Annotated in this window: 9 protein-coding genes; 6 read left to right on the top strand and 3 right to left on the bottom strand. The window is 64.4% G+C overall.

Annotated features, from left to right (window positions below; translation table 11 throughout):
- Positions 1–55: 55 nt before the first annotated feature.
- A complete protein-coding gene (locus ACFQUV_RS10350; protein ID WP_107396063.1) occupies positions 56–403 on the top strand; it encodes a DUF736 domain-containing protein in 348 nt (115 codons plus the stop codon).
- Between the two features lie 4 nt (positions 404–407).
- Complete coding sequence (locus tag ACFQUV_RS10345; RefSeq protein WP_107396064.1) at positions 408–1,169, top strand: lytic transglycosylase domain-containing protein; 762 nt, start codon at positions 408–410, stop codon at positions 1,167–1,169.
- A gap of 101 nt (positions 1,170–1,270) precedes the next feature.
- On the opposite strand, the gene ACFQUV_RS10340 is transcribed toward ACFQUV_RS10345, so the two are convergent.
- The 3 genes from ACFQUV_RS10340 to ACFQUV_RS10330 are packed head-to-tail and all read right to left on the bottom strand — an operon-like array spanning position 1,271 to position 4,080.
- Complete coding sequence (locus ACFQUV_RS10340) at positions 1,271–2,800, bottom strand: IS66 family transposase (RefSeq protein ID WP_129609374.1); 1,530 nt, start codon at positions 2,798–2,800, stop codon at positions 1,271–1,273.
- 60 nt (positions 2,801–2,860) lie between these two features.
- Positions 2,861–3,214, bottom strand: coding sequence for an IS66 family insertion sequence element accessory protein TnpB (gene tnpB, locus ACFQUV_RS10335; protein ID WP_129609375.1), 354 nt, complete (start codon positions 3,212–3,214; stop codon positions 2,861–2,863).
- A complete protein-coding gene (locus tag ACFQUV_RS10330; protein WP_129609376.1) occupies positions 3,211–4,080 on the bottom strand; it encodes an IS66 family insertion sequence element accessory protein TnpA in 870 nt (289 codons plus the stop codon). Before ACFQUV_RS10330 ends, tnpB begins: the two co-directional genes overlap by 4 nt.
- Positions 4,081–4,335: 255 nt before the next feature.
- Between ACFQUV_RS10330 and ACFQUV_RS10325 the strand changes: the two genes are divergently transcribed.
- From ACFQUV_RS10325 to ACFQUV_RS10310, 4 genes are all read left to right on the top strand, one after another.
- Complete coding sequence (locus ACFQUV_RS10325; protein WP_107396065.1) at positions 4,336–6,075, top strand: VirD2 family relaxase/mobilization nuclease; 1,740 nt, start codon at positions 4,336–4,338, stop codon at positions 6,073–6,075.
- A gap of 226 nt (positions 6,076–6,301) precedes the next feature.
- Positions 6,302–7,444 carry a metallophosphoesterase gene (locus ACFQUV_RS10320; RefSeq protein ID WP_207211486.1) on the top strand — a complete coding sequence of 381 codons (1,143 nt, stop codon included), beginning with the start codon at positions 6,302–6,304 and terminating at the stop codon, positions 7,442–7,444.
- Complete coding sequence (locus ACFQUV_RS10315; protein ID WP_107396066.1) at positions 7,441–10,149, top strand: AAA family ATPase; 2,709 nt, start codon at positions 7,441–7,443, stop codon at positions 10,147–10,149. Before ACFQUV_RS10320 ends, ACFQUV_RS10315 begins: the two co-directional genes overlap by 4 nt.
- Before the next feature lie 24 nt (positions 10,150–10,173).
- The gene (locus ACFQUV_RS10310) at positions 10,174–12,111 is read left to right on the top strand and encodes an ATP-dependent endonuclease (protein WP_107396067.1); all 1,938 of its coding nucleotides are present in this window, start codon (positions 10,174–10,176) and stop codon (positions 12,109–12,111) included.
- Positions 12,112–12,137: the final 26 nt, after the last annotated feature.

Raw genomic sequence — 12,137 nt, 5'->3', positions numbered from 1 at the left:
CGGCGTGCCGTTCGCGCCGAACCTGTTCACCCACCCCCGACGAAAGGAAACCACAATGTCGCAGATCGGTCGATTCACTCGCACCAAATCCGGCTATTCCGGGCGCATCCATACGCTCACGCTCGATGTCGAATTGGTGCTCGTTCCCGCCGAGCATTCCGATGCCGAGAACACGCCCGACTATCGCATCCATCTCGGCGATGTCGACGGGCCGGAGGTCGGTCCGGAAGTTGGCGCCGCCTGGAAACGCACCGGCGAGAAGGCGGGCGACTATGTCTCGCTGCTCATCGACGATCCCGCCTTCCTGCAGCCGATCCGCGCCAACCTGTTCCAGTCCGGCGACGACAAGTCGGCCTGGTCGCTGCACTGGAACCGGCCGCCCAGACGCGGCGAGCGGGAGTGAGGCCATGCCGATCTTCCGCAGTCACGATGTCGCCGGGCGGCTTCACGCCGCCCGCCGCATCACCCTCCTTCTCCTTTCCGGCCTCGCATTCGCCGTCGCGCCGCCGACCGCCGCGCTGGCGCAGATCGCGCCGCTGGAACGGCCGACGCCGGCCGATCCCTACGCCGCTCATGTCGCCGAAGCCTCGCAGCGCTTCGGCGTTCCGGCCGCATGGATTTGGGCGGTGATGCGCGCGGAGAGTGCGGGCGACGTGCGCGCGATCTCGTCCGCCGGCGCCATGGGCCTGATGCAGATCATGCCCGATACCTGGGCGGACTTGCGCGTCCGCCATCGGCTCGGCAGCGATCCTTACGATCCGCGCGACAACATCCTGGCGGGCGCGGCTTACTTGCGCGAAATGCACGACCGCTACGGCTCGCCGGGCTTTCTCGCCGCCTACAATGCCGGCCCCGGCCGCTACGAGGAATATCTGGCAGGAGCGCGCTCCTTGCCAGCCGAAACCCGCGCCTATGTCGCCGCGCTCGCGCCTCTTGTCGGCGGCGGGGACATCGCCGGCCCCGTCATCGTTGCCACCGCAGAGCCGTTGTCATGGACCAGCGCGCCGCTCTTCGTCGCCCGCGCGGATGCCACGCCGGCTGCCGGTCCTGTGCAGTCCGACGATCGTTCCGGTGACGCTTCCGATGCGCTTGGCGTACGCGATGCTTCGACCATCGCCCCGCAGTCGAGCGGACTGTTCGTCGCCCGGTCAAGCGCGGGAGAACCGTGATGACGGTGTTCTCCCGCAATCGCGGTCTGGCGTGGCGCGGCGCATCATGGAGGGTGCGGCGGTGGGAGGCAGGCAACACGTATGCGTCCGGTCGTTGCACGTCAGGCGGCGGCGTGATCATTGAGCGCCCAGTTCCACGGCAGCAGTTCATCGAGTCGGCTGGCCGGATGGCCCTCGACCATGCGGGTGAGCACGTCGCTGAGCCAAGCGTAGGGCTCGACGCTGTTGAGCTTCGCCGTCTCGATCAACGAGCAGATCACGGCCCAGCGATGGCCGCCGCCGTCACTGCCAGCGAACAGATGGTTCTTCCTGCCGAGAGCCACCGGACGGATGGCGCGCTCGACCGGATTGGTGTCGAGTTCGATGCGGCCGTCGTCGAGGAACCGGGTCAAGCCAGTCCAGCGGCCGAGCGCATAGCGGATCGCGTCGGCAAGCGTGCTGCGCGCGGGAACGAGCGCCAGTTGCGCTTCCAGCCAGCCCTTCATCGTCTGGAGATGCGGCCGGGAGAGCGAACGCCGCCACGCCATGCGCTGCGCCGGGGATTGTCCACGCGCCTTCTTCTCGACCTCGTAGAGTGTGGCGATGCGGCGCAGTGCCTCGGCCGCGATCGGCGAGCCGGTCTGCTGCTCGACGTCGTAGAACTTGCGCCGCGTATGCGCCCAGCAGGCGGCGAGCGTCACGTCATCGCGCGCGGCGACGCGCTCGAACCCGGCATAGCCATCGACGTGCAGCACGCCCTCGAAGTGCTGGAGATGCGCGATCGGGCGCTCCGCTTTCCGGTCCGGCGCGAACAGATAGACGGCGGCCGGAGGCGCGGGTCCGTTCCACCCGCGCTGCTCGCGGGCATAGACCCACAGGCGGCCGGTTTTCGTCTTTCCACGCCCCGGATCGAGCACCGGAACCGGCGTGTCGTCGGCGAACAGATGGTCCGATGCGAACACATCGGCGCACAGTTTTTCGTGCAGGGCTTCGAGCCACCAGCACGCGCCGCCGACCCATCCGGCCAGCGTCGAACGGGCCAGATCGACGCCGTGGCGGGCGAAGATCTGCGACTGCCGGTAGAGTGGCGTGTGATCGCAATATTTGCTGACAAGCACCTGGGCGAGCAACGCGGGCGTCGCCAGCCCGCCTGCGATCGGGCGCTCCGGCGCGGCGGCCTGCGCCACCGTTCCGCACGTCCGGCAGGCATATTTGGGCCGGGTGATCCGCACCACGCGAAGCTGCGCGGGCACCCAGTCGAGCATCTCGCTGACGCTCTCGCCGATGCCGTGCAGCGCGCCGCCGCAGTCCGGACAGGCATCGTGATCGGTGTCGATCATCACGTCCTCGCGCGGCAGATGATCGGGCAGCGGCTTGCGATGCGGGCGCGGTTCAACGGTCGCGCCGACGATCACCGGGCGGCTCTCCTCGATACGGCCGATGTCGGCGTCGAGGTCCTCCAGCCCCAGCGCGAGCTGATCGGGATCGAGGCGTTCGGACCTGCGCCCGAACTGCATCCGCTGGAGCTTTTTGATGATCGCCTGGAGCCGCTCGATCTCGCCTTCGCGGTGCTCGACGACGGCCGCCATGTCGCGCACCAACTGGCGCAGAAGCGCCGTATCGGACGGCAGATTGTCGAGATCGAGCCGCATGCCCGATACTACCAGATAGCGCCGCTAAACCCAAGTATTTCCGGCGGATTCAGCGCATTTTCAGCCCGCTTTTTGCGGCTTCCAGACGCGCTCGGGATGACGCCAGTCGATGCCCTCGAGCAGCATCGCGAGCTGCGCCGGCGACAGCGGGATCGTTCCTCCCTCCACGCTCATCCGCGGCCAGACGAAGTAGCCGCGATCGATCCGCTTGCTGAACAGGCACAGCCCCGTGCCGTCCCAGAACAGCAGTTTCACCATGTTCGTCCGCCTGCCCCGGAAGGCGAAGATATGGCCGCAGAACGGGTCCTTCCTGAGCGTTTCCTGGACCAGCGTCGCCAACCCATCGAGGCCCTTCCTCATATCGGTGACGCCCAGCGCCATATGCACTTTCACGTTCGACGGCACGATCATCATGACCGCATCTCCCGCTCTGCAACTTCCCGCCGGACAGCATCGGGATCGGCGTCGATCGGTGCGAACACCCGCCGTCCATCGGCCAGTTCGACCTCCTTCATGCCGTCCGGGCAAGGCAGCAGGCCGGCCAGCAACGACGGCTCTCCGCTGTCGCGCTTCGCACGCCCTTCGATCACCTGCACCGGCGCCAGCGTCATCGGCTTTTCTTGCCCGAGGCCGAACTGGTCGCGCCAGCGGAACAGCACGCTGGTCGAGATTCCATGCCGCCTCCCGACAGAGGAGATGGTCTCGCCATGACGCTCCGCCTCCAGCAGCAGCGCGATCTTTTCCTCGGTGGACCAGCGCCGTCGCCGCGCCCGTTTGGGCGGTCCCGCTTCAGCTTCGATCGCCTCTGTCAAGGCCCGAACGCGCTCCGTTTCCTTAGCACTAGTGCTTGTTTTTGTGCTTATCGGTGGCCGCGCCGACGGATGCAAAAGCGCCCGCCAGTCGATCACGACCTCCTCCGCCTCGATCAGATTGCGCCACCGCTTGAGGCTGTAGGGCGACAGCTGCAGCGCCGAAGAATACTCGCGCAGATGCAGCCCCGACCACTGGCAGGCTTCCACATGCATCGCCCAGAACGCCTGCGTCGCCCGCCGCCGCTTGTCCGGCGAGATCGGGTGGTAGCGCTTTCTACGCTTCAGGTTTCGCTTGGTTTTTTCCTCTTCCCAGTCGGTCAGCTCGCGCCGCCACTTCCTGAATGTATCCACCGTCAGGCGGTGGTGCCGGCAATAGCGCGCTATCGTCAGGCCGCTCTTCCGGTGCGCGTCGACATGCACCTGCCACCATGCCCGCTTCGCCGGATTGTCGAAAACTCGCCGCCGCATCCACTCACCTCGCGTCCAGAAAGGACACGACATGACCTCACCATCAGGAGCGAACAATGTGCGAACATCGGACGGTTACGGCAACACGACCGGACGATGGCGGGATAAAAGGCCGCGAGGTGCGGCTTGGTCCGGTCGTGGATTTTCAAAGGCTTGGGCAGAGAATACGCGAGGTGCGCCTCATCGGCGGGCCTCGCGTATTCGGCGTTTTCACAGGAATTTCCGTGCGTTGATGCGATGTGCGGTGCTCCGGCCATGAGCGGCGAGGACGATTTCCGCATCCGCCCTGGTCGCATCCGCTCCTCCGGCTCCCAGCGGGCGAGGCCCTTCATCGCCCAGGCGCTCGCCGCCGCCCAGAAGGCCGGCGGCCGCGTCTCGCGCTCGGGCAGGATCACATCCGGCAACCGCTCGCGCTTCGGGCGCGGCGTGCGCGCCAGCGTGCAGGCAAATCGTCTGCTGACCGGCCGCTCGCGCGGCGCGGTCATCAAGACCCGCGTCGTGCGCCACACGGCACGGTCCGCGCCGCTCGCGGCGCATCTCGGCTACCTCCGGCGCGAGGGCGTCACCCGGGACGGGGAGAAGGCCCGGCTGTTCGGTCCCGAGACCGACGACGCCGATCCCAAGGCCTTCGCCGAGCGCTGCCAGGACGATCGCCATCACTTCCGCTTCATCGTCTCGCCCGAGGACGCGGTGGAGATGTCCGATCTCAAGACCTTCACCCGTGAACTGATGGGCCAGATGGAGAAGGATCTCGGCACGAAGCTCGACTGGGTCGGCGTCGATCACTGGAACACCGAGCACCCTCATGTACATGTCATCGTGCGGGGCCGCGCTGATGACGGCCAGGACCTCGTCATCTCCCGCGATTACATCAAGGAAGGGATGCGCGCCCGCGCCCAGGATCTGATCACGCAGGAGTTGGGACCGCGCACCGATCACGAAATCCGCCGGACGCTCGAACGCCAGATCGATACCGAGCGCTGGACACAGCTCGACCGACAGCTCGCCCGCGATGGCTATCGCACCGGCGTCATCGACCTGGCGCCGCACCCCGGCCGGCAACCCGACGAATTCCACGCGCTGAAGGTTGGCCGCCTGCGCAAGCTCGAATCCCTAGGGCTTGCCGACCAGATCGGCCCGGGCCAATGGGTCCTGTCCGAGAACGCGGAGGCGACGCTGCGCGAACTCGGCGAGCGTGGCGACATCATCAAGCGCATTCATCGCAGCCTGATGGAGCGGGGCATCGAGCGCGGCGCGGCGGCCTATGTGCTGGCCGGCGAGAGCCTCGACGATCCGGTCATCGGCCGGCTGGTCGACCGCGGCCTCGACGACGAATTGAAGGGCACCGCCTTTGCCGTGGTCGATGGCGTCGATGGACGGACCCACCACATCAAGCTGCCCGACCTTGACGCCGCCGGCGACAGCGCGCCGGGCTCAATCGTCGAGTTGCGGAAGTTCGACGACGCCCGAGGGCGGCGGCGGGTGGCGCTCGCTGTGCGCTCGGACCTCTCCATCGAACAACAGGTGACGGCGACCGGCGCCACCTGGCTCGACCGTCAGGCCATCGCCCGCGAGCCGGTCGCGCTGGGCGGCGGCGGGTTTGGCGCCGAGGTGCGCGAGGCGATGAACGCCCGGGCGGAGCATCTCATCGAACAGGGTCTCGCGGAGCGGCAGGGCCGCAGCGTGATCTTCGCGCGCAACCTGATCGATACGCTGCGCCGTCGTGAGGTGGAGGCGCTTAGCGAGAAGCTCGCCGTCGAGACCGGCCGGCCGTTCAGCCAATCCGGGACCGGCGAGTATGTCGCCGGCACCTACCGGCAGCGCTTCGCGCTTGCCTCCGGCCGCTTCGCCATGATCGACGACGGCCTCGGGTTCCAGCTGGTCCCTTGGTCACCATCGCTGGAAAAGCAGCTCGGCCGCCACGTCTCCGGCGTCGCGCGCGGCGACGGCGGTATCGACTGGGGCTTTGGCCGCAAGCGTGGGCTCGGCCTATAGGCACGGCGTCTTCGATGGATTAACCATCGGAACGAGTAGGTTGTGCCATAAGTGGACGCTTGAGAAAATCCCACCAGCAGACATTTCGACGAGTCTGTATTCTCGGGTGATTTCGGAGCACCAGCTAGTGTCACGGCCTGCTGTGTAGAGGTTTCCTCGGCATTGGGATGCGCTCCTGAAGCAGTTCCGCTACATTCATTGCATCAGCGGCAAAAAGGGGCCGGGAGTGAGCATTAAGCTAATCCACACCTCGGACTGGCAAATCGGAAAGGTTTTCCGGTTCCTAGACAACGCCAATATGGGGCTTCTCCAGGATGCCCGCCTGCGGGCGATTACCCGCCTCGGCGAACTGGCGACCGCTCACGGCGCGCGACATGTGCTGGTCGCCGGCGATGTCTATGACATGGAGGCACTCTCACCGCGCTCGATCAACCAGCCGATCGAGCGCATGCGCGCTTTTCCTGATCTTCGCTGGCATCTTCTGCCGGGAAACCACGACCCGCATCGTCCGAATGGTCTCTGGGATCAAATCCTTCGCAGGGGCCTGCCCGACAACGTTCACGTTCACGCCGCGCCCGAGCCCGCAATTTTGGAAGACGACCGTGCCGTCCTCTTACCGGCGCCGTTGCAGCATCGGCGCGCCATCGGCGATCCCACCACCTATATGGACGACGCTACCGTTCCGGATGGGCTGATTCGGGTCGGACTCGCCCACGGCACCATTACCGGGTTCGGCTCCGATGACCGGGACGTGCCCAACTACATTGCGCCGGATCGCCCAGACAAGGCGGGGCTTTCCTATCTCGCGCTCGGCGACTGGCACGGCCAGAAGAAGATCAATTACCGGTGCTGGTACAGCGGCACGCCCGAGCCCGACGCCTTCGACGTGATCGACGGCGGACAGGCGTTGCTTGTCGAAATCGAGGGGCTGGGTGCTCCCCCCACGGTCACGCCGGTGACCACGGGCCATTACACTTGGATTAGCCTGTCCCAGCAGATCAACACCCGCGGAGATATCGACTTCCTGGACGGCAAGCTGCGCGGTGTCGCCAAAGACCTCAATAGCGTGCTCGTTCATCTTGCGATCGAAGGTGCATTGTCTCTGCAAGACCGCCGTTATTTCGAGGAACGGATAGTCGAAGGCGTTTCGGCTGCGCTGTGCTTTCTGCGTGTCGATGATCGTCGCCTCTTTCCGCGTCCTACTCCGGAGGACCTCGATCAGATCGACCGCGGCGGATTTGTGCGGGCAGCGGCAGAAGAGTTGAAGCGGCAATCAGAAGGGGGCGGCGAGATCGAGCGCGCCATCGCGGCCGAGGCGCTTCAGCGGCTCTACATCGAGCACATGAAACTTCAGGCGGCGCAGAAATGAAGCTGCGATCCGTAGCCGTCAATCAGTTCAAGAAGTTCACCAGCCCCGTTCGGCTCGATGGCCTCGGCGACGGCCTCAATGTAGTCGTCGGCCCGAACGAGATGGGCAAGTCAACCTTGCTCGATGCGCTCCGCGCGGCGCTCTTCGAGAAATACAGCTCTAGAGCGCAGCCCATCACTGCCTTGCAGAACGACCGCAATCAGGCCGCGCCCGTGGTTGAACTTGCTTTCGAGCTTGATGACGGGCTGTACCGGATCACGAAGCGCTTCATCAAAAAGCCTTACGCGCGCCTGTCCTGCCCGGACGGACGGACGCTGGAAGGCGATGCCGCAGAGGACACGCTGCGCACCTTGCTGGGCTTCGATGAACCTGGCAAGACCGGCGCCAAAGCGGAAACGCTTGGCATGTGGAATGTCCTTTGGGTGCAGCAGGGGCAGTCTTTCGGCGCGCTGGACATTCCGAGTACCGCCCGGTCCAGCCTCCACAGCGCCCTCGAAGCGGAAGTTGGCACGGTCCTGGGCGGCCGGCGCGGCAGGGCCTTGCCGCAAGCCGTGGAAGCTCAGCTCGGCGTTTTGGTGACCAGCGGCGGCAAGCCGCGGGGCAGCTATAAGGACCTGCTCGACCGCATCGATGCTCTGGAGAACGAGCTTGGCGATCTCCAAGGGCGGCGCCAGGAACTGGCGCAGACACTTGAGGACCTCGAAACGGCCGAAGAGAGCCTCGCGCGGCTGATTGCCGTTGACCGCGACCAGGCAGACCAGAAGGAGCTTGGTGAAGCCCGGCAGCGTCATAGCCGACTTGCCGAGCTGGAGGCGCGCATAAGCGCGGCGTCCGCCGAGCTCGAGCTGAAAAAGCGAAATCTCGCCCAGGCCGAGAAAGCGGCCGAAGACCGGCAACGTCTCAAGGATGATATCAAGTCCGAAGAGGCTGCACTTAAAGAGTCCGGGCAGCAGCTCTCCGAAACGCGCAGCCAGGAGAAGGAAGCCCGGTCGCAGCTTGATGCACTGCGCGCGCAAGTGCGGGAATCTGAAGCAGCGGTTGCGAAGGCCGACGATGCCGTTTCACGCGCGCAGCGCATAACCGCCATCGTCGATCGGGAAGCCCGTATTCGCGAACTTGAGGGCCGCTGCGCAAAGGCGCAGGCGGCCGAGGACCGCCAGCGGCAGGCCCAGCAGAAAGCCGCCGCCATTCTGGTGACAGACAAATTACTTGCGGCAATCCGCAAGGCCGATAAGGATCTGCAAGCCGTCGCCAGCCGGCTAAGCGCCGCGGCCACGCTCGTCTCGTTCGACATCGCACCGGAACGACGAGCCGACATCGAGATTGACGGGCAGCCTCTCAAGGCTGGGCAGTCATCCGTTCAGGCGGTCGAGCCCACCACCATTTTCATTCCCGATCGCGGCCGGATCACGGTAGAGCCCGCGATCAAGGACCGGGATCAATTACTCCGCCAACAACGTGACGCAACGGCAAAACTTAAAGACGCCCTCGCGGCGGTTGGCATCGCCGCCGCCACCGACGCCGAAGACCAATACGCCACGCGCCAGAGCCTCTTGCAGGAGGCAGAGCTTGCCCGCCAGGAAGCGGCGCTGCACGCCCCGGCAACGGAAGACCATGATGCGGGCGCCCAGTCTCTTTCTGACTATATCGAGGGAACGCGCACGATCCTGGAGCGTGAGAAGACCGAGCTTCACCTTGAGCGGTTGCCGGCGCGCTCCGAAGCGGAGGCAGCTTTACGGACGGCCAGGGAGCAGGCAGCAGAAGCGCGCAATTCACTGCAAACGGCGCGTGCCGTCCTTACTGGCCCGGAAGAAGCCCTGACACGGCTTCAGAGTGAACTTGCGACCGTGAACGCCCGGCATAAGGAAGCCGAAAAGCGCGTCGAAAAACTCCGTCGTCAGCTCACGGACTCCGAGGCCGCATGTGCCGATGATCAGCTTGCAGCCGCGATTGAGGCTGCCCGCAACGTCTTTTCCGAACAGGAGCGCGCCATTGCGGCCCTCGAAGGGCAGCGGACCGATGAAACGCTGCCACAGTTAGAAGCCAGAATTGGGCGCCTTGAAAAAGCGTTACAGGACCGCCGCGACAAGCGTGCCACCCTCAAGGAGAAAATCGCGGGCTTGCGATCGCGTGTCGAGGCGGCCGAAGCGACCGGGCTTGATGAGGCAATCGCCCAAAAAGGCCGCGAACTAGCGCTGTGCGAGGAAGAGCGCCAGCGCCTTGACCGCGAAGTCAGGGTTCTCGGACTTTTGTTGACGACCCTCCGAAGCGCGGAGCAGGAGGCCAAGGAGCGGTACTTGTCGCCTGTTCTGCGGCGCGTCCGTCCCTATTTGCAGCTTCTATTTCCCGGTGCCGACATCCGGATCGACGAGGATCTCCGGATTGCCGGCGTTGTGCGCGAGGCCGGCTACGAGGAGGCCTTTAGTCACCTCAGCATGGGGACGCAGGAACAGATCGCGGTGCTGATCCGGCTGGCATTTGCCGAAATGCTTGTCGAACAAGGCCATCCAGCGACGGTCATTCTCGACGACGCACTTGTGTTTTCCGACGACCGCCGCATGCAACGCATGTTCGACATTCTCAATATGGCGGCGCGCAACGTACAGGTACTCATCCTCACCTGCCGCGAGCAGCTTTTCGAAGAGCTTGGGGGACGGGCGCTGTCGCTGACGCCCGGCAACAGCGAAGAGCTGTTGTCGGCGTGATGATGCAAAGGGGGGCAATGATCAATGAGGATAGCGTCTGTCAGAATCGAGAATTTCCGGTCCTTCGCGGACGCCACCATTCCTTTCAACGATTACGGCTGTCTGGTCGGTCCGAACGGGGCTGGCAAATCCACCGTGCTCACCGCCCTCAATGTATTCTTCCGCGAGTCAGAGAACCTGCCGACGGACTTGAGTCAACTGGACCAGGAGGATTTCCACTGCAAGAAGACAGGTGAGCCGATCAAGATCACGCTCACCTTCTGCGATCTCAGCGACGGAGCAAAGGAGGATTTTGCCGATTACGTGCGGCAGGATCAGCTTATCGTCTCGGCTGTCGCCACGTTCGATGCCGCCACAGGTAAGGCGCAGGTGAAGCAATACGGGCAGCGGCTTGCCATGCGCGCCTTCGCGCCCTTCTTCGAGGCTGCCGACGCGGGCAAGAAGGTGGCGGAGCTGAAAGACATCTATTCCAAGCTGCGCCAGACCTATGCCGACCTGCCGGCGCCCGGTACGAAAGACGCCATGGTCCAGGCCCTGCGCGATTATGAAGCGGCACGGCCCGGCGAATGCGAGCTGATTCAGAGCGAGGATCAGTTTTATGGCTTCTCCAAGGGCGCGAACCGCCTCGCGAAACACATCCAGTGGGTCTATGTGCCGGCCGTGAAGGACGCGACCTCCGAGCAGGTCGAGGCGCGGAACTCGGCGCTTGGCAAGCTTCTCGCTCGCACCGTCCGCTCAAAGACGAATTTCGATGAGAGGGTGAAGACCCTTCGCTCCGATATGCAGCAGCAATACCAGGCGCTTCTCGACGAAAACCAGAACGCCTTGGATGATATCTCTACAGCTCTTCAGACGCGGCTTTCCGAATGGGCGCATCCGGACGCGCGTCTGCGCCTGCAATGGAAGCAGGACCCGGATAAATCCGTTCGCGTCGAAGAGCCGTGGGCGCACATTCTCGCCGGCGAAGGCGATTTTGAAGGCGAGCTGGCGCGCTTCGGTCACGGCCTTCAGCGCTCGTATCTACTTGCGCTGTTACAGGAACTCGCCGGCACGGACGCCGAAGGCGCCCCTACGCTCATCCTCGCATGCGAAGAACCCGAGCTTTACCAGCATCCGCCGCAGGCGCGCCATCTGGCTTCCGTTCTTCACAAGCTTAGCCGCGGCAACTCTCAGGTCATCGTGTGCACCCATAATCCACTATTTGTGTCGGGCGAAGGATTCGAGGACGTACGGATGGTAAGGAAAGAACAGGGCGACCCGTGTTCCACCGTTTCGCACATGACGTTTGCGGAGATCGCTGCAGCGGTCGCCGGCGCCACGGGTGAGCAGCCGACCAAGCCCGCCGGCGCTCTTGCCAAGATACACCAGGCCCTGCAACCGGGCCTGAACGAAATGTTCTTCACCCGCCGTCTTGTACTGGTAGAAGGGCTGGAGGATGTGGCCTACATACTGGCCTACCTCAATCTTCTCGACCGGTCGGATGATTATCGACGCCTCGGCTGCCACATCGTGCCAGCCAATGGGAAGAGCGAGCTGCTACAGCCACTCGTCATCGCCAGGCACATGCGGATTCCGACTTACCTTGTTTTCGATTCGGATGCCGACAAGCCTGATAAGAACGGCAGCAAGGCTAAGCATGAGAAGGACAACAGGGCGCTTCTTACGCTTGCCGGCAATCCCGGCGCGGACCCGATGCCGCCTGCGACCGTGCTGGGTAAGGGGTTCACAATGTGGCACTCCGATATCGGGACAGTCGTCGAATCCGAAATCGGCGCGGCCGATTGGGCCACGTACCGTGCCGAAGCCGACAAGCGCTACGGCCATGCTGGGGGCCTGCGGAAGAATTCCCTCCATATCGGGGCAAGTCTCGCGTTCGCTTGGGAGGCAGGACAGCGCTCAGCAAGCCTTGAGCAGCTATGTACCCACATTCTCGACGCCGCTGACTTTCTTCCAAATGTGTAAGTGAATGGGCGCTGAACTCAGTTAGA

Source organism: Rhodoplanes sp. P11 (genome assembly GCF_964266735.1).
Lineage (GTDB): Bacteria > Pseudomonadota > Alphaproteobacteria > Rhizobiales > Xanthobacteraceae > Rhodoplanes > Rhodoplanes serenus.
This window is presented reverse-complemented; position numbering and strand designations above follow the sequence as displayed.

Excerpts from the sequence above, each read along its gene's own strand:
- ACFQUV_RS10350 (WP_107396063.1), top strand. The coding sequence starts at position 56 with ATGTCGCAGATCGGTCGATTCACTCGCACCAAATCCGGCTATTCCGGG.
- ACFQUV_RS10345 (WP_107396064.1), top strand. The coding sequence starts at position 408 with ATGCCGATCTTCCGCAGTCACGATGTCGCCGGGCGGCTTCACGCCGCC.
- ACFQUV_RS10340 (WP_129609374.1), bottom strand. The coding sequence starts at position 2,800 with ATGCGGCTCGATCTCGACAATCTGCCGTCCGATACGGCGCTTCTGCGC.
- tnpB (WP_129609375.1), bottom strand. The coding sequence starts at position 3,214 with ATGATGATCGTGCCGTCGAACGTGAAAGTGCATATGGCGCTGGGCGTC.
- ACFQUV_RS10330 (WP_129609376.1), bottom strand. The coding sequence starts at position 4,080 with ATGCGGCGGCGAGTTTTCGACAATCCGGCGAAGCGGGCATGGTGGCAG.
- ACFQUV_RS10325 (WP_107396065.1), top strand. The coding sequence starts at position 4,336 with ATGAGCGGCGAGGACGATTTCCGCATCCGCCCTGGTCGCATCCGCTCC.
- ACFQUV_RS10315 (WP_107396066.1), top strand. The coding sequence starts at position 7,441 with ATGAAGCTGCGATCCGTAGCCGTCAATCAGTTCAAGAAGTTCACCAGC.
- ACFQUV_RS10310 (WP_107396067.1), top strand. The coding sequence starts at position 10,174 with ATGAGGATAGCGTCTGTCAGAATCGAGAATTTCCGGTCCTTCGCGGAC.